The organism is Mesorhizobium sp. GW821-FHT04C10 (assembly GCF_059420305.1).
Map to the genome: position 1 here is coordinate 1,039,906 of NZ_JBWKTL010000001.1, position 17,255 is coordinate 1,057,160.

The following is a 17,255-nucleotide window of genomic DNA, read 5'->3' on the forward strand; positions in this document are numbered from 1 at the left end:
GCGGGGCGCATGACACCGTTCGGCGAGCGGCTGCGGGCGCTTCGCGCCGAGCGCGGCGTCACCCAGAAGGACATGGCGGCGGCGATCGGCATCAGCGCCGCCTATCTGTCGGCGCTCGAGCATGGCAGGCGCGGCGCGCCGACCTGGACGCTGATCCAGAAGATCATCGGCTATTTCAACATCATCTGGGACGACGCCGAGGAGCTGGCGCGGCTGGCCGAAGCCTCGCATCCGCGCGTGAAGCTCGACACGTCGGGTCTCAACCCCGCCGCCACCGAGCTGGCCAATCTTCTGGCCGAGAACATCGAAAAGCTCGACGAAGCGGAGCTGCGCCGCATCACCGCCTCGATCCGCGCGGCGCTGGGCCGGCTGAAGTAACCGGTTTTATCCGGATTCCGCGACGGCCGGGCGGCCGCCTGGTCGCAAAACAGTGCCCGCCGGCATTGGCCAGCGGGCAGCTGTGGCGAGATCAGTTCTTGCCGGCCGTGCTGCCGTTGGGGTTGCCGCCGTTGGTGCCCGGGCGGTCATGGTCGCCACGGCCACCGTTTCCACCACCCAGGCAGTCCGACGCGCCGGCAGTGCCACAACAGCGGCCGGCCCAGAGGTCATTGAGGTTGGTGTGGGCGCAGCTGACCGTCTGGTCGGCCATCGCGGATCCGCCCAGGGCCGATACGGCAGCGACGGCGAGAAGGGTGTTACGCAGGAAAGCAGTCATTTGAGGTCTCCATGATTGGGTTTCGTCATTCACGGCTGTGTGTCGCCGGGCGAACGGAGATGGTTCACGGAGAGATGGAGATTTTTCGGGACGGCTGCCGGTAGAGCCCTCGGCTTCGTCATCCACGGGCGGAGCGGGAGCGAAGCGGACGCGCGCAGACCCGAGGATCCATGCCGGGACCTGCGAGCGCCGCAACAGTGAAGAATGTAGCGATGCTCGGATGAAGATGGCCGGCGCCTGTTTCTGCGCCGCTGTGTTCTATGTTGGCGTCACGGCATGGATCCTAGGGTCTGCGCGCGTCGCTGCGCTCCTTGCTCCGCCCTAGGGTGACGAAGCGCTGGGGGTGGCGCTGCCTAATCGAGCCGCGCCCCAGTCCTTACTCGACCGACCCCACCAGGACCTGCTGGCCGCCGCGGATCGAGACCCAGCGGCCGGTGTTGTCGATCGCCTGCCGCTTGAGGAAGCGGTAGCCGGTCTGGTCCCAGGCCCTGACCTTGTCGGTCAGGTTGTCGAGCACGTAGTCGCCCTTGTCGGTGCGCACGGTCAGCACCGAATGGCCTTCGCCGTCCGGTTTGCGCACCACGGTGATGAGAAGATCGGCAAGCGAGATGCCCGAGCGGGACAGTTGGCGCCGCTTTTCCAGAACATAGTCCTCGCAATCGCCGACGCCCTTGTCGGGATAGGCCCAGACCTCGTCCTTGCCGTATATGTCCATGTCGCTCATCGGCTTGACGGCGGCGTTGACCCTGGCGGTGACATTGATGAGCTTGCGCATCAGCCCGTCGGTCATCCTGGCCGGTGCCAGATTGCTCGGACGGATCGAGCATTCGCCGGGGTGCAGCTTGCAGAAATCATAGTGGCCGATCGGCTGCGAGGTGATGCCCCCGGTCGCCATCGCTCCGGCAGCCAAAGCCGGCCAGCTTCCCGTGGCTGCCAGACCGGCCGCGGCCACGCACACGCGCAGCCTTCTCGCCATTGTTGAGGAATTCATTGTCCCCGCTCACCCTGTTGTTAACGAAACGTTAAGGGCGATTGACAGTCCGTGTCAATTACAAGGACAGGCTGATTTGCAGCATGGTTACCCGCGGGGAGGGACAGCGGCACTTGTGCAACAGAAACGGCCCTGAAGCCGATTTGTCGCGGAATTGCCTATCGTTTGGCGGTGCGGACCAGCTTCGGCTTCACCGCGACGCGGTTCTGGCGGCCATAGCTGGTGATGAAGTCGACGATGCGCGGCACGATCTCGGAGCGGAAGCGCGAGCCGTTGAAGACGCCGTAGTGACCGACCGCCGGCTGCATGTAGTGGGCCTTCTTGTCGGCCGGAATGTTGACGCACAGATCCTGCGCCGCCTTGGTCTGGCCGAGGCCCGATATGTCGTCATTCTCGCCCTCGACCGTGAACAGGGCGACGTTGCGGATGACTGACGGATCGATACGGGTGCCACGATGCGTCATCTCGCCCTTGGGCAAGGCATGGCGAACGAAGACGGTGTCGACGGTCTGCAAATAGAACTCCGCCGTCAGGTCCATGACCGCCAGATATTCGTCATAGAAGTCGCGGTGCTTCTCGGCGTTGTCGCCATCGTGCTTCACAAGGTGCATGAAGAAGTCCTTGTGGGCGATGATGTGGCGGTCGAGGTTCATGCTCATGAAGCCGGACAGCTGCAGGAAGCCCGGATAGACCTCGCGGCCGAAGCCCGGCACCGGCCACGGCGCGCGCATGACGACATTGTCGCGGAACCAGTCGATGCCCTTTTCCTCGGCCAGGAGATTGACCGCGGTCGGGTTGCGGCGGGTGTCGATCGGCCCGCCCATCAGCGTCATGGTCGAGGGCACGAAGGGATCGCCCTTCGCCTCCATCAGCGCCACCGCCGCCAGAACCGGCACGGAAGGCTGGCACACCGCCATCACATGGGTGTCAGGCCCCAGCGCATGGAACATGTCGACGATGTAATCGATATAGTCGTCGAGATCGAAACTGCCGTCGGCCATCGGCACCATGCGGGCATCGACCCAGTCGGTGATGTGGACATCGGCATAGGGCAGCATGGCTTCCACCGTGCCGCGCAGCAGCGTGGCATAATGGCCCGACATCGGCGCCACGATCAGAAGCTTCGGATCCGGCTTGCGGCCGGCGGGCACCGCGCGTTCGAAGCGGACGAGATTGCAGAACGGCTTCGACCAGACGGTCTTTTCGGTGACCTCGACGCTCTTCCAGTCGACGACGGTCTTGTCGAGGCCGAAGGCCGGCTTGCCATAGCGGCGCGTGGTGCGTTCGAACAGTTCGGCACCCGCGGCGACCGAACGGCCCCAGGGCGTGTGCGAAATCGGATTGAGCGGGTTGGAGTAGAACATCCGCACCGCGTCGGCATAGAGCCGGGCCGGCTGCAGCGCCGCATGGTTCAATTCATAGAGCTGATAGAACATCGACAACCCCGCTGCTGCCTGCGACCGAAGGGACGACGAGCAGCGCCGAGCCTCAAATGTCTCGCGGCGAAGTTAACAACTAATTGCTGCGATGCAATACGTCACGTGGCGTGACCAATGGTTCTTTCGTCCAAAGGCTTGCAAATCCGCCCGGAATGGCGGAGCCGGCTCAGTGTGCGCTGCCGAAATGTGTAGGAAATATGTCGGGCAGCCGGACACCCGACCATGATCCCGAAAACTGGTTTGGGTTTTCGAAGGAGATCATGGTCCGGAGATAATCACATCAAACGCGTGCCATGCAGACCGAGGTGTGGCCGGAACCGATGAAGCCGAGCTGGCCGGCGGCGCCCTTCGACAGGTCGAGCACGCGTCCGCGAATGAACGGGCCGCGATCATTGATGCGCACGATGACGCTTTTACCATTGTTCTGGTTGGTAACCCGCAATTTGGTGCCGAATGGCAAGGTGCGGTGGGCGGCGGTCATCGCCGACGGGTTCATGCGCTCGCCCGATGCGGTTTTCGAGTGCAGCGCGTACCAGGAGGCGCGGCCGCACTGGCCGGCGGCGGCGGTCGCCGAAGTGGCGGAAGCGCCGACCATCAGGCCAGCAGCGATCGTTACCGCGACAAGCGCGGTCTGGTTTAGGTTCTTCATCTTTAAGGGGTGGCTCCGTTTTTGACAGACCCCAGCCGTTAGGTGCCGAATAAGGCAGGAAATGCGGCAGTGATCTGTCAGTTCCGTGGCGAGATCACACGTTTGGAGTCACCAGGTAACAGTCTGTCAGGGATATTCCGGCGCAATTTGATCCATTTTCGATGATCTCCGGGCCGATATCCGAGATCGTTTTGACAAGATACCGGATTAATATCCAAGTAGATTCCGGGGTGATTGTGCCACTTCCTTTGGCTCTTTCATCACGGTCACGACACGGCCAACGATCGACTTGAAAAGCGAGATCCGTCAATGAGACTGACCAAAAATCTGCTGGCCTTGATTGTGCTGGCCATCGGTGCGCTGTGGTCGCTGCAAGGCATCGGCGTGGTCGGCGGCAGCTTCATGACCGGCCAGCCACAATGGTTCTATATCGGCATCGTCACCATGCTGGCCGGCCTGGCCGGGCTGGTGTGGGCGAACCGGTAGGGGGTGGCGCTAGACTGCGTTGCAGAACGAGCGTGGGCGCCCCCCTCTGTCCCGCCGACGTCTCAGGGTTCGCCTTGCCCCAAGCCCTAACCGAACAGCCGGTCCAATATCGTGCCCTCAAGCCGGGCGAGCTCGGCGGAACCGCGCCGGCGCGGCCTTTCCACCGGCACATCCAGATCGAGCGCGATCTTGCCGGCGCTGATCACCACCACCCGGTCGGCGAGCGCGACCGCTTCGGCGACATCGTGGGTGACCAGCACGGCGGTGAATTTCTGGGCGAGCCAGATGCGCTCCAGCAATTGCTGCATCTCGATGCGGGTCAGCGCGTCGAGCGCGCCGAGCGGCTCGTCGAGCGCCAAGATCTGCGGGTGGCCGACCAGCGCGCGGGCCAGCGCCACGCGCTGCTTCTGGCCGCCGGACAGCACCGAGGGCCATTCGTCGGCACGATCGGCGAGGCCAACCTCGGAGAGGATATCGAGAGCGCGCTGCCTGGCGTCCGGGCCGGAAGCGATGCCGGTCAGCCCAACCTCGACATTCCTGACCACGTTGGCCCAGGGCAGCAGGCGCGGCTCCTGGAACATGAACCGGGTGCGGCTGTGGCCCTCTTCCCCGGCGCCCAGCGTCAGCGATCCCGATGTCGGGCGGTCGAGCCCCGCCAGCAACCGGAGCAGCGTGCTCTTGCCGCAGCCGCTCTTACCGATGACGGCGACGAACTGCCCGGCCGGCACCTCGAGATCGATGCCGTCGAGCACGGTCTTGTCGCCGAAGCGCTTTCCCACGCCCTTGAAGGCGAAGGCGCGCCGTCCTTCGACCGCTATGGCCGGGCGCGCCGGCGCCGGCGTGGCGATGAAGGATCGGGCGGCGGTCAGGCTGGCAGCGGTCATCGACAGCATCTCATCCGTTCTGGAAAGCCGGATGCCAGCCGAGCGACAGCCGCTCGAGCAGGCGGGCGAGGCTGTCGGCGAGCTTGCCGAGCAGCGCGTAGATCAGGATCGACAGCACGACGACATCGATCAGCAGGAATTCGCGCGCCTGCATGGCCATGTAGCCGAGGCCGGAACTGGCCGAGATGGTTTCGGCGACGATCAGTGTCAGCCACATGATGCCCAGGGCATAACGCAGGCCGACGAAGATCGCCGGCAGCGCGCCGGGCAGGATAACGCGAAAGAACAGCGCGCGCCGGTCCATGCCGTAGACGCGGCCCATCTCGACCAGCTGCGGGTCGACGCTCTGGATGCCGAGCAGCGTGTTGACGTAGATCGGAAAGAACACGCCAAGCGCCACCAGGAACAGTTTTGCCTCCTCGTCGATGCCGAACCACAGGATGACGAGCGGGATCAGCGCCAGATGCGGAATGTTGCGGATCATCTGCAGCGTGGTGTCGGTCAGGCCGCGGCTGAGCCGCGACAGGCCGTTGGCAAGGCCAAGCGCGAATCCGATCGAGCCGCCGATGGCAAAGCCGCCAAGAGCGCGTGCCGTGGAAACACCGATGTTGCGGATCAGCTCACCCGACAGCGTCAGCCGCCAGAAAGCCTCGGCAACGGCGCTTGGCGCCGGCAGCACATTGGCCGGCATGACGCCCGCGCGCGACGCGGCTTCCCAGCCGGCAATCACCAGAACCGGCAACACCCAGCCGATGGCGTTTGCGTGGAGGCGCGCGGAAAAGCTCATGAAGAGGCCTGCAAGCGGGCGGCACCATGGAAGCCGACCGAGAATTCATTGGCGATGTCCTGGTGCGCCCGCTGCCGCCTGGTGCCAAGCCCAAGGCGTGGGAACAGAAGCTCGGCGACGCGGTAGGCTTCTTCCAGATGCGGATAACCGGAGCCGATGATGGTATCGATGCCGATCGCCTGGTATTCGCGGATCCGCTCGGCGACCTGCCCGGGCGTGCCGACCAGCGCGGTGCCGGCGCCGCCGCGCACCAGGCCGACGCCTGCCCACAGATTGGGCGAGACGACCAGCTTGTCGCGACGGCCGCCATGCAGCTCGGCCATGCGCCGCTGGCCGACCGAGTCCATCTGGTTGAGGAAACGCGCCTGCGCATTCTCGATCTGGGCGTCGGTGACGTGGCTGATCAGCCGCTCGGCGGCGCGCCAGGCCTCGTCCTCGGTTTCGCGCACGATGAAATGCAGCCGGATGCCGAAACGCAGTTTTCTACCACGCAGGGCTGCCTTTTTGCGCGCAGAAGCGAGCTTCTCGGCCACCTGTGCCGGCGGCTCGCCCCAGGTCAGGTACATGTCGACGAGGTCGGCGGCGAGATCCTGGCCGGCGTCGGACGAGCCGCCGAAATAGAGCGGCGGCCGTTCCTGCAACGGCAAAAGGTCGAGGCGGCCATTCTCGACGCGGTAATATTTGCCGTCGAAATTGACGCGCTCGCCGGATACCAGGCCGCGCCAGATGGTGAGGAATTCCTGCGCCTGGGCGTAGCGCTCGTCATGCGGCAGGAAGACGCCGTCGCCGGCGAGCTCGGTCGGATTGCCGCCGACCACCACATTGAGCAACAGCCGGCCATTGCTCAGCCGATCGAGTGCCGCGGTCTGGCGCGCGGCGAAGGTCGGCAGCGTCACACCGGGCCGCAGCGCGACCAGGAATTTGAGTTTTTCGGTGAGCGTCGCAAGTCCTGTCGCGGTGATCCAGGAATCCTCGCAATTCTGACCGGTCGGCAGCAGCACGCCGGGAAAGCCGAGCCGGTCGACCGCCTGCGCGATCTCCTTGAAATACCCGAACTCCGGCGGCCGCTGCTGTTGCTCGGAACCAAGATAGGAGCCGTCGCCATGGGTCGGGATGAACCAGAAGAAATCGAGCGGCGCGGTGCCGGCCGGTGTGGTCATGTCTGGCGCAGTCACGGGCGGATCTCCTGGAGATATCAGCGGAAACGACAAAGGCGCCGGACGTTCCCGCCCGGCGCCGTGCGAGAAAATCAGTTGCCTGGCGCGGTCCACACCGCGTCGGAGATCCGAACCGCCTTCGGGATCAGGCCGAGCTTGTAGAAGCGGTCGGCTGTCGCCTGCTGGCCGGCGGTGATCTCGTCGGTGATCGGAAAGATGCCGAATTTGGTGCGGTTGGCGGCAATCGTCTGTGCGTCGAGCGGCACGCCGGTCACCTCATGCAGCGCCTCGGCCACCTTGTCGCGGTTCTGGTCCGCCCATTTCGCCGCCTCGCCGAGAGCGGCGATCGTCGTGGTGATGATCTCGGGATGCGCCTTGGCGAAATCCTTGTTGGCGAGGAAATAGGTGTTGACCTTGAGCACTTCGCTGGAGCGGGCCAGAACACGCGGCTGATAACGCGTTTCGGCGATTGCGAAGAAGGGATCCCAGACCGCCCAGGCATCGATCTGGTCGCTGGCGAAGGCGGCGGCGGCATCGGCGGGGCTGAGATAGACCGGCGTGACCTGATCGAAGGGGATGCCTGCCTTTTCCAGCGCGGCGACCAGCAGATTATGCGCACTGGTGCCCTTGCCGACGCCGACGCGCTTGCCCTTGAGGTCGGCGACCGACTGGACCGGCGACGCCGGCTTGACGAAGATCGCCTCGCCGTCGCCATTGGACGGCAGTGCCGCCGCGTAGACAATGTTGGCGCCCGCCGACTGGCCGAAGATCGGCGGCGCGTCGCCGGTCCAGCCGGCGTCGATGGCGCCGACATTGAGCGCCTCGACCAGTGGCGGGCCGGCGGTGAATTCGACCCATTTGACGGTGACGCCCTTGTCGCCCAGCGCCTTTTCGATGACCTGCTGCTGCCGGGCGATCACCGGCAGGCCGGTTTTCTGATAGCCGATGCTGAACTGCTTCAGCTCCTGCGCCGCGGCGCCGAACGACAGGATGACCGTCGCGGCCACAAGGCCGATGCCGAAAGCGCGCCTCGTCAAATTGAACATGATCCCTCTCCTTCGTTGCGGATCGGCGCCGGGACCATGTCCTCGCCGGTTGGAAGAGAGATCAGGCTAGGTAGTTCTATAAATTTAGTAGAGGAACGATTTTGCGAGATGAGGTTGGAGGGCGGAATGGTTTTTCAGCCGCTTGGTCAAGCGGCGGCGGCCGTTGCTAGTCTCTTTCTCCCCGTTCACGGGGAGAAATGCCCGGCAGGGCAATGAGGGGCAGCGCCGGCATTGGACTGGTAGCCTGCAGCATTAACTTGGACCCGTATTCGCCGGACCTCGATTGCATACCTAGGTCTGCGCCGCCCCTCACCTGCCTGCCGGCATCCTCTCCCCGTAAACGGGGCGAGGGGCGCTCTGTCCATGGTTTCGCCAGTCACTGCGACCAGTACTGCCAGGCCCAGTAGAAGCTCTCGTCGCGCGGCGGCAGGCGGTCGCGCCCGGCCTGGAACGGAACTGGCGCCGGCGATCGCGGGGTGTCCTCCTTCGTCGCCTTGCGGTCGGAGGCAAGGCCCAGCAGCCAGTTGCCGAAATGGGCGAACAGCACGGCGGTGGAATGGGTCATGGTCATTCTCTCCTGCACTTGCGGTTGGTCACTCCCGTCCCGCCCACGGGACGAGCGCGCGCTCGATCCTGCGGATGGTGAATTCGAGCACGAAGGCTATGGCCGCGATCACCAGGATGCCCATGATCACCACGTCGGTGACCAGGAACTGGGCCGCGGACTGGATCATGAAGCCAAGTCCGCGCGTCGCCGCGACCAGTTCGGCCGCGACCAGCGTCGACCAGCCGGCACCGAGCGCGATGCGCAGTCCGGTCAGGATCGAGGGCAGCGCGCTGGGCAGGATCACGTGGCGGACCACCTGGCGCCTTGTCGCGCCAAGCGAACGCGCCGCGTTGATGCGCTCCTGCGAGACGCCGCGAACGCCCGAGGCGGTGGACAATGCCACCGGCGCCAGCATGGCGATGGCGATCACCAGGATCTTCGACGGCTCGCCGATGCCGAACCAGATGATGACCAGCGGCAAATAGGCGAGCGGCGGGATCGGCCGCAGGAATTCCAGCAGCGGATCGAAAATGCCGCGGCCGACAGTGCTGATGCCGATGGCGAGACCCACCGGCACACCGACGAGGATCGCCGCGACGAGTGCTGCGAACACGCGGCCGAGACTGGCGACGACATGCTGCAGCAGCGTCGCGTCGACGAAACCATCCCTGATGACGACAATGAATTTGTTCCAGACGGCGACCGGCGAGGGCAGGAATACCGGCGACACCAGCTGCAGGCGGGCCGACAGCGCCCACGCCGCCAGCACCACCAGTATGGTGACCGCGCTGACCATGCGCGCCGAAACGCCCCTGCGTTTCGGGCTTGGCCGCGACCACGGCACCGACAGGCCGTCGGCCTCTTCGGTCCTCGGGGCGGGGCGTTCGGTGTAGGAGGAAATGGTCATGCCGCCTCTCCCTCGAAGATCGCGTCGGTCAGTTCGCCGCGCGCCGCGGCGAAGGCGGGATCGGCCTTGATCGCGCGGATGGCCTCGCCCGAGGCGTAGCGCCTGGCGAAGCCGGGTTCGAAGGTGCGCACCACGCGACCCGGGCCGGGCGCCAGCACGACAATGCGGGTGGCGAGCACCAGCGCCTCCTCGATGCCGTGTGTGACCATCAGCACGCCGGCATGGCTTGCCGTCCACAGGTCGAGCAGTGTCGTCTGCATGCGCTCGCGTGTCAGCGCATCGAGCGCGCCGAGCGGCTCGTCGAGCAGCAGGAATTGCGGTTCGGCGGCAAGCGCGCGGGCAAGGCCGACACGCTGGCGCATGCCGCCGGAAAGCTCCCAGATGCGCTTGTCGCCGGCACGCTCAAGCTTCACCAGCGCTAGAAGCTCGTCAGCGCGGCGCGCCCGCTCGGCCGGCCTGACACCGCGCAGGCGCAGCGCGAAGGCAACGTTCTCGCGCGCCGTCAGCCAGGGAAACAGCGCGTCGTTCTGGAACACCACGGCGCGATCCGAACCAGGTGCCGTAATCGGCTGGCCGTTGATCGTGGCCGTGCCGCGCGAAGGCGCGACCAGGCCGGCGGCGACATTGAGCAGCGAGGTCTTGCCGCAGCCGGAGCGGCCGACAAGGACGACGAAATCATCCTTGGCGATGTCGATCGACACCCGTTCGACGGCGGGTGCCGGCTGGCTCTCATAGTGGATCGAGACTTTGTCGAGCACGAGATGCGGCATGGGGGCCTCTCAGAGCATGATCCCGAAAAGTGGCGTCCGGTTTTCGCGGACAAACGGTTTCCGTTTGTCCAGAGATCATGGTCAAACGAATGGGAAATCCGACTGCCCCGGAACGGCTCCTCGTCAGCAGGTCCGGAGCAGGCAGCACGCGGCGTCAGGGAAGGAGCGCGCGAGCCATTTGAGCGCCGCCGCGTGCCCGTCAGGACATGCGGGGACGCCTCAGCACTGGTTTCAGTTCGAGGCCAGCGCCTCGGTGACGTATTTCGATGTCACGTATTTCGAGTAGTCCGCAAGCACGGCGTCGACCTTGCCCTGCTCCTTGAGGAAGGCGGATGCCGCCGCGACCGCCTTGACCGTGCCGCCGCCGAGGAACTTGTCGGAGGCCTGCTCCTCGAGCGTCGGGAAGACGTAGCCCTTCAACAATTCGGGTACCTCTTCGAGCTTGGCGCCGGTGAGCTTGGCGATCTTGCCGGCCTCAGGCGACGACACCGACCAGGCGTCGGGCTTGGCGAGGTATTCGGCATAGGCGGCGCCCGTCACCTTGACGAAGTCGCGCACCGCTTCCGGGTTCTTCTCGGCAAAATCGGTGCGCACGATCCAGGCGTCGAAGGTCGGCGCGCCCCAGGCCGCGACCTGCGAGGAATCCAGCACCACCTTGCCTGTCGTCTTGATCTGGCCGAGTGCCGGATCCCAGACATAGGCGGCATCGATGTCGCCGCGCGCGAAGGCGGCGGCGATTTCCGGCGGCCTGAGATTGAGAATCTCAACCGACTTCGGATCGACATTCTCATGCTTGAGCGCGGCGAGCAGGCTGTAATGCGTGGTCGAGACGAAGGGCACGGCGACCTTCTTGCCGGCGAGGTCGGCGACCTTCTCGATGCCGGCGCCGTTGCGGGCGACGAGCGCCTCGGACGGCCCGATCAGGCCGACGACGAAGATCGTCTGGATCGGCAGTTCGCGGCTGGCCGCCGCCGCCAGCGGGCTCGAACCGACATAACCGATGTCGACCGAGCCGGAAGCGACCGCGGCAATGACATCGGCACCGGAATCGAACTTGCGCCAGTCGATCGTGGCCTTGGTGGCCTTCTCATAGGCGCCATCGGCCTGCGGCACTTTGGAGGGCTCGACCACCGTCTGGTAGCCGATGGTGATCTTCAGGTCATCGGCCAGGGCCGGGCCGAGGAAGGCGGCGCCGGCAAGGGCTGCCGACGACAGAAGGAGAATGCGTCGCGAAATGGTGGACATCAAAGGGCTCCATGAAAACAGAGAAAACCGGATTGCCCTATGATAGTCCGCTAATTCTATCGGCCTTGTAGAGTTAAATCCTTCCAACGACGGCGGGTTTGTTGGAAAAAATCTGCCGGTAGCGGAAGGCCAGAGCGCATAGGACGGCTGCAGCCCGCTGTCGCTGCTCCGTCGCCACGGTTCAGAACTCTGCACCGCTGCACTCTTCGATCAACGTCACGGAATGGATCCTCGGGTCTCCGCGGCTGCTCCGCCCGTGGATGACGACGTTGTAGAGGCTCCGGCACTCGACTGCTGTCTGTGCCGTTCACGCACGAATGATAAATTCTTACCCAGGCCAACATCACGCAAATCCATGCCCCAAACAGCACGGGAATTGACAAGCCGTTCCGGGTGTTCGAGGGTAAGTATAGTATCCTTATCGACATGAGGGAATTGGAGGCGACGATGAGCGGGCACCCCACCACCATGATCGCTCGCGGCATGCATCGGCTGTCGGCGGCGCGTGCGTCGGCGCGCGACACGGCCGGCCCGACTGGAGCCATCCGTCGCTTTGGGGCCGTCGATGTGCATTTCTGTATTCTTAATGGCACAAAAGCCTGACAAAATGGCCAAAACGGCTTGAAAACAAAGCAAAATCAACAGTTCTCGGCTTGTATATCATGTCACTAGAATTTATGTGTCATGGATGCTTGGACGCGGCGGGGAGGCACGCCAGGCGTTTCGCAACGGATGGCGTCAAGCCATCGCATGACAGAGAAGCGTTCGGTTTATGCTCACCAAAAAAGGCAAGTACGGCCTCAAGGCGCTTGTACACCTCGCGCAGATGCCGGCCGGGCAGCTCGCTTTCGTCAACGACATCGCGACCGGCAACAACATCCCGAAGAAGTTTCTTGACGCCATCCTGGGCGAGCTGCGCAATGCCGGTTTCGTCCAGAGCCGCAAGGGCAAGGATGGCGGTTACCGCCTCGCGCGCCCTGCCGAGGAGATCAAGGTCGGCCACGTCGTGCGTGTCCTCGACGGGCCGCTGGCCCCAATTCCATGCGCCAGCCGCACACAATATCAGCGCTGCGAAGACTGCAACGAGGCGACATGCCAAGTCCGACACGTGATGCTGGAGGTCCGGCAGGCGATCGCCGAGGTGCTCGACCAGCGCAGCCTCGCCGAAATGCGCGATATCGGTCTCGACGACCTCACGGTCGCGAGGGAGATCGGCGATCTTCCGGTCGCGGTGAAGGTCCAGGCCTGACGCTTCGCATAATGCGGGAACGCGCATGAGCGGGCGTGCCAATTCGATCATCCCCAACTCGATCATCATTGTCGGCGGCGGCGCCTCGGGCGTCGTGCTGGCCGCGCATCTTCTGAAATCGCCCAATCCGGATCTGCGTGTCACGCTGGTCGAAAAGCGCCCGCATTTCGGCCAGGGCATCGCCTATTCGACGCTGCTGTCGGCGCATGTGCTGAATGTGAGTGCCGCCGGCATGAGCGCCTATGCCGACGACCCCGGCAATTTCTGGCGCTGGCTGCAGGCGCGCGGCCTGGTAAGCCAGGAGCAGACGCCACAGACACCATTCTACGCGCCGCGCAGCATCTATGCCCGCTATCTCGGCGAGCTGCTCGACGAACTCGAAGCGCGCGAGCAGCCGACCGGGCGGCTGCGCCTGATCCACGAGGAGAGCCTGTCGATCACGCCGACACCGTCCGGCGTCGAGGTGGCGCTCGCCAACGGCACCAGCGTCGTCGCCCATCTGGCCATACTCGCCACCGGCCATGACGAGCAGCCGGCGCAGGGCCATGCGATCCGCATGGGCTCGGAAGCCGACACCGCGCTCGATCCGCACAGCGCCGTGATGGTGCTGGGCACCGGCCTCAGCATGGTCGACGCGTTCCTGGCGCTGAAACAGCGCGGCCACACCGGGAAGATCATCGCCGTTTCCCGGCGCGGCCTGCTGCCGTCGCCGCACCGCAAGGGCAATCCGATCAAGCTCGACGTCGCCGACATCCCGCTCGGCACCCAGCTTTCCTATTTCGTCGGCTGGTTCCGCGACCTGATCCGCGAGAACCAGAAGGCCGGCATCGACTGGCGCGACGTGGTCGACGGCCTGCGCCCCTTCAACCAGAAGATCTGGCAGAACTGGCCGGCTTCCGCCAAGCGCCGCTTCGTCGAGCACACCAAGGCCTGGTGGGACATCCACCGCCATCGCATGGCGCCCGAAGTCTACGCCAAGGTGACCGAGGCCGTGCAATCCGGCCGCATCCGGCTTGTCGCCGGCCGCGTCGTCGGCATCGTGCCGGGGAAGATTTTCACCGTCGACGTCCAGTCGCGCCACAGCCAGCTGGTCGAGACTTTTAACGTCGCCCGTATCTATGATTGCTCGGGCATCGTGCGTGACATTTCGACCTCCTCGAACAGCGTGGTGCGCTCGCTGGTCGACCGCGGGCTCGCGCGGCCGGACCCGATGCGCATCGGTCTCGACGTGTCGCCCAATTGCGAGATCATCGCCAGCGACGGCACGGTCTCGCGAAAGATCCTCGCCGTCGGCCCGCTGACACGCGGCACCTTCTTCGAAATCGACGCCATTCCGGATATTCGCGTGCAGTGTGCAAGGCTGAGCAAGCAGTTGCTGGGGTGAATTGCTGATGGGGTTGCGCTCTACGGCGCCCCCCTCTGGCCTGCCGACCATGCTACAAACTGGAATTTCATTCCCCGTCTGGCCGTCTGATTGGCACGATCTATCTTCTTTCCAACTGTAAACGGCTGGAAAAGAAGCTACGCTGCCGCTCTGCCGGCTCAATCAAAGAAATAGAGCATGATGTCGCCCGAAAACCGCTCACACTTCGGCATCATGCTCTGGGCGGTCGCTTGATCGATCATGGAGCATCTGAATGAGCGAGCAGAAGGTCGCCGCGCCTGACAGCGGTCCCTCGGAAAGCGCAACGTCGCGACTGCGGCCACCTTACGCCTCGGTTCTCGACCTGATCGGCCAGACGCCGGTGGTCGAACTGACCAAGTTCGACACCGGCAAGTGCCGGCTGTTCATCAAGCTCGAAAGCCAGAATCCCGGCGGCTCGATCAAGGACCGCATCGCCCTGTCGATGATCGCCGCCGCCGAAAAGCAAGGTAAACTCAGGCCGGGCGGCACCATTGTCGAGGCGACCGCCGGCAATACCGGCCTCGGCCTTGCCCAGGTCGGCATCCCCAAGGGCTACCGCATCGTGCTGGTCGTGCCCGACAAGATGTCGCGCGAAAAGATCCAGCACCTGCGCGCGCTCGGCGCCGAGGTGCGCATGACGCGTTCCGATGTCGGCAAGGGCCACCCCGAATATTACCAGGACATGGCCGAGAAGATCGCGGCGGAGGTGCCCGGCGCCTTCTACGCCAACCAGTTCGCCAATCCGGCCAACCCGCTGGCGCATGAGACGACCACCGGCCCTGAGATCTTTTCGCAGCTCGACGGCAATGTCGACGCCGTGGTCGTCGGCGTCGGCTCGGGCGGCACGCTGACCGGGCTTGGCCGCTACTTCGCCAAAGTGTCGCCGAAGACCGAAATGGTGCTGGCCGACCCGGTCGGCTCGGTGCTGGCGCCCTTGATCAAGACCGGCAAGATGGAAGAGGCCGGCAGCTGGACGGTGGAAGGCATAGGCGAGGATTTCGTGCCGCCCAATGCCGATTTGTCGCTGGTCAAGAAGGCCTATTCCATCACGGACAAGCAGAGCATGCTGGCGGTGCGCGACCTCCTGTCGCGCGAAGGCATCCTGGCCGGCTCGTCGTCGGGCACGCTTTTGTCGGCCGCCCTGCGCTATTGCCGCGAGCAGACGGTGCCGAAGCGCGTCGTCACCTTCGTCTGCGACAGCGGCAACAAATACCTGTCCAAGGTGTTCGACGATTTCTGGCTGGCCGAGCAGGGGCTGGCCGAGCACGAGCAGCATGGCGATCTGCGCGACCTCGTCATGCGCTCGCACCGCACCGGCGACACCGTTTTTGTCGGCCCGGACGAAAGCCTGCTCAACGCCTATGGCCGCATGCGCCGCTCGGACGTTTCGCAGCTGCCGGTGCTCGACAATGGCAAGCTCGTCGGGATCGTCGACGAGAGCGATATCCTGGCCAAGGTGGACGGCCCCTATGACGGGCGCTGGGAGCGCTTCAACGGCCCGGTGCGCACGGCCATGACCTCCAATCTGCACACTCTGCAGGCCAGCCAGACGCTGGATGCGCTGCTGCCGGTGTTCGACCGCAACGAGGTCGCCATCATCTTCGACGGCGAAGAGTTCGTCGGCCTGATAACCCGCATCGACCTGATCAACCATCTGAGGCGCGCACGATGACCAAACACACCCCGCCGGCGGGCAAAAACCGCCTGGCCTTCTCGACGCGCACCATCCATGGCGGCCAGAGCCATGACCCGCTGACCGGTGCCGTGATGGTGCCGATCTATGCCACCTCGACCTACGGCCAGCAGTCGCCCGGTGTGCACAAGGGTTTCGAATACGCGCGCAGCCAGAACCCCACCCGCTTTGCCTTCGAGCGCGCCGTGGCCGATCTGGAAAGCGGCACGGCCGCCTTTGCCTTCGCTTCCGGCCTGGCAGCGGTCTCGACGGTGCTGGAGCTGCTCGATTCCGGCGCCCATATCGTCGCCACCGACGACATCTATGGCGGCTCCTTCCGGCTGATGGAGCGGGTGCGCAAGCGCTCGGCCAACCTTCAGGTCAGCTTCGTCGACTTCACCGATCTTGCGGCGGTAGAGGCCGCGATCCGGCCTGAAACGAAACTGCTCTGGGTCGAGACGCCGACCAACCCGCTGCTGCGCATCGTCGACCTCGAAGGCGTCGCGGCGCTGGCCAAGCGCAAGGGGGTTCTCACGGTCGCCGACAACACGTTCTGCAGCCCCTATCTCCAGCGGCCGCTGGAACTCGGCATCGACATCGTCGTCCACTCCACGACAAAGTATCTCAACGGCCATTCCGACATGGTCGGCGGCGTGGCGGTCGTCGGCGACAACAAGGATCTCGCCGCCCAGCTGAAATTCCTGCAGAACGCCATCGGCGCCATATCGGGCCCGTTCGACAGTTTTCTCGCCTTGCGCGGCCTGAAGACGCTGGCGCTCAGGATGGAGCGGCATTCCGACAACGGGCTGAAGATCGCGCAGTGGCTGGAAGCGCGAAATGATGTGCGCCGGGTCATCTATCCCGGTCTCGCCAGCCACCCGCAGCACGCCATCGCCGTCCAGCAGATGCATGCCTTCGGCGGCATGATATCAGCCGTGCTCGCCCGCGACCTTGCGGGAACCAAACGCTTCCTCGAACGCACACAGCTGTTCACGCTCGCCGAAAGCCTCGGCGGCGTGGAAAGCCTGATCGAGCATCCGGCACTGATGACGCATGGCTCCATTCCCGCCGAGAAGCGCGACGAGATCGGCATATCGGATTCGCTGGTAAGGTTGTCGGCCGGGATCGAGGATGGCGATGATCTGATCGCGGATCTGGAGCAGGCGCTGGGGGGATAGAAGCGGCGGCGCTCTCGTAGGAACCAGCCAATCTCCAAAGCCAGCGCTGCCCGGCGCCGACGTTTCATGGTTGTCGATCGGCATCACCCCAGGTTGACCTCGCGCGCCATTCGCCCGAGATGTAGCGC

General features: G+C 64.7%; 19 protein-coding genes. 7 read left to right on the forward strand and 12 right to left on the reverse strand.

The features are described from left to right. The first annotated feature begins 9 nt into the window (after positions 1–9). A complete protein-coding gene (locus AC07UC_RS04925) occupies positions 10–378 on the forward strand; it encodes a helix-turn-helix domain-containing protein (protein ID WP_172347765.1) in 369 nt (122 codons plus the stop codon). Between the two features lie 91 nt (positions 379–469). Here AC07UC_RS04925 and AC07UC_RS04930 read toward each other — a convergent pair whose 3' ends face one another. The 4 genes from AC07UC_RS04930 to AC07UC_RS04945 form a co-directional block, all read right to left on the reverse strand. Next, entirely contained in the window at positions 470–715 is a 246-nt protein-coding gene (locus AC07UC_RS04930; protein ID WP_202325228.1) for a hypothetical protein, read from the reverse strand. 376 nt (positions 716–1,091) lie between these two features. Continuing rightward, positions 1,092–1,706, reverse strand: a complete 615-nt coding sequence (locus tag AC07UC_RS04935) for a transglutaminase-like cysteine peptidase (RefSeq protein WP_494904404.1) — start codon at positions 1,704–1,706, stop codon at positions 1,092–1,094. Positions 1,707–1,864: 158 nt separating this feature from the next. Continuing rightward, positions 1,865–3,142, reverse strand: coding sequence for a polyhydroxyalkanoate depolymerase (locus AC07UC_RS04940; RefSeq protein ID WP_140776388.1), 1,278 nt, complete (start codon positions 3,140–3,142; stop codon positions 1,865–1,867). A 283-nt stretch (positions 3,143–3,425) separates the two neighbouring features. Then, complete coding sequence (locus tag AC07UC_RS04945; protein ID WP_056574162.1) at positions 3,426–3,794, reverse strand: septal ring lytic transglycosylase RlpA family protein; 369 nt, start codon at positions 3,792–3,794, stop codon at positions 3,426–3,428. 309 nt (positions 3,795–4,103) lie between these two features. Between AC07UC_RS04945 and AC07UC_RS04950 the strand changes: the two genes are divergently transcribed. Then, positions 4,104–4,280: a hypothetical protein gene (locus tag AC07UC_RS04950; protein ID WP_494904407.1), complete on the forward strand. Its 177-nt coding sequence runs from the start codon at positions 4,104–4,106 to the stop codon at positions 4,278–4,280. 86 nt (positions 4,281–4,366) lie between these two features. Here the strand turns inward: AC07UC_RS04950 and AC07UC_RS04955 are convergent, their stop codons facing one another. The 8 genes from AC07UC_RS04955 to tauA form a co-directional block, all read right to left on the reverse strand. Then, complete coding sequence (locus AC07UC_RS04955) at positions 4,367–5,164, reverse strand: ATP-binding cassette domain-containing protein (protein ID WP_494904408.1); 798 nt, start codon at positions 5,162–5,164, stop codon at positions 4,367–4,369. 10 nt (positions 5,165–5,174) lie between these two features. Beyond that, the gene (locus tag AC07UC_RS04960; protein ID WP_494904410.1) at positions 5,175–5,951 is read right to left on the reverse strand and encodes an ABC transporter permease subunit; all 777 of its coding nucleotides are present in this window, start codon (positions 5,949–5,951) and stop codon (positions 5,175–5,177) included. After that, positions 5,948–7,111, reverse strand: coding sequence for an FMNH2-dependent alkanesulfonate monooxygenase (gene ssuD / locus AC07UC_RS04965; RefSeq protein ID WP_181180139.1), 1,164 nt, complete (start codon positions 7,109–7,111; stop codon positions 5,948–5,950). The genes AC07UC_RS04960 and ssuD overlap by 4 nt, the downstream gene beginning before the upstream one ends. A gap of 89 nt (positions 7,112–7,200) precedes the next feature. After that, positions 7,201–8,154 carry a sulfonate ABC transporter substrate-binding protein gene (locus AC07UC_RS04970; protein ID WP_140776380.1) on the reverse strand — a complete coding sequence of 318 codons (954 nt, stop codon included), beginning with the start codon at positions 8,152–8,154 and terminating at the stop codon, positions 7,201–7,203. Between the two features lie 376 nt (positions 8,155–8,530). Beyond that, the gene (locus AC07UC_RS04975) at positions 8,531–8,719 is read right to left on the reverse strand and encodes a hypothetical protein (RefSeq protein ID WP_140776378.1); all 189 of its coding nucleotides are present in this window, start codon (positions 8,717–8,719) and stop codon (positions 8,531–8,533) included. A 28-nt stretch (positions 8,720–8,747) separates the two neighbouring features. After that, a complete protein-coding gene (locus AC07UC_RS04980) occupies positions 8,748–9,608 on the reverse strand; it encodes an ABC transporter permease subunit (protein WP_202325235.1) in 861 nt (286 codons plus the stop codon). Next, positions 9,605–10,378, reverse strand: coding sequence for a taurine ABC transporter ATP-binding protein (locus AC07UC_RS04985; RefSeq protein WP_494904413.1), 774 nt, complete (start codon positions 10,376–10,378; stop codon positions 9,605–9,607). The genes AC07UC_RS04980 and AC07UC_RS04985 overlap by 4 nt, the downstream gene beginning before the upstream one ends. Positions 10,379–10,609: 231 nt before the next feature. Beyond that, positions 10,610–11,623 carry a taurine ABC transporter substrate-binding protein gene (gene tauA, locus AC07UC_RS04990; protein WP_494904415.1) on the reverse strand — a complete coding sequence of 338 codons (1,014 nt, stop codon included), beginning with the start codon at positions 11,621–11,623 and terminating at the stop codon, positions 10,610–10,612. A 447-nt stretch (positions 11,624–12,070) separates the two neighbouring features. Between tauA and AC07UC_RS04995 the strand changes: the two genes are divergently transcribed. From AC07UC_RS04995 to AC07UC_RS05015, 5 genes are all read left to right on the forward strand, one after another. Then, positions 12,071–12,226, forward strand: a complete 156-nt coding sequence (locus tag AC07UC_RS04995) for a hypothetical protein (RefSeq protein WP_494904417.1) — start codon at positions 12,071–12,073, stop codon at positions 12,224–12,226. Positions 12,227–12,395: 169 nt separating this feature from the next. Next, positions 12,396–12,872: an RrF2 family transcriptional regulator gene (locus AC07UC_RS05000; protein ID WP_140776369.1), complete on the forward strand. Its 477-nt coding sequence runs from the start codon at positions 12,396–12,398 to the stop codon at positions 12,870–12,872. A gap of 25 nt (positions 12,873–12,897) precedes the next feature. Then, positions 12,898–14,256, forward strand: coding sequence for an FAD/NAD(P)-binding protein (locus tag AC07UC_RS05005; protein WP_494904419.1), 1,359 nt, complete (start codon positions 12,898–12,900; stop codon positions 14,254–14,256). A gap of 253 nt (positions 14,257–14,509) precedes the next feature. Beyond that, on the forward strand, positions 14,510–15,949 hold the full coding sequence (locus AC07UC_RS05010) for a pyridoxal-phosphate dependent enzyme (protein ID WP_494904421.1): 1,440 nt from the start codon (positions 14,510–14,512) through the stop codon (positions 15,947–15,949). Next, the gene (locus tag AC07UC_RS05015; protein WP_494904423.1) at positions 15,946–17,127 is read left to right on the forward strand and encodes a trans-sulfuration enzyme family protein; all 1,182 of its coding nucleotides are present in this window, start codon (positions 15,946–15,948) and stop codon (positions 17,125–17,127) included. Before AC07UC_RS05010 ends, AC07UC_RS05015 begins: the two co-directional genes overlap by 4 nt. The last annotated feature ends 128 nt before the right edge of the window (positions 17,128–17,255 follow it).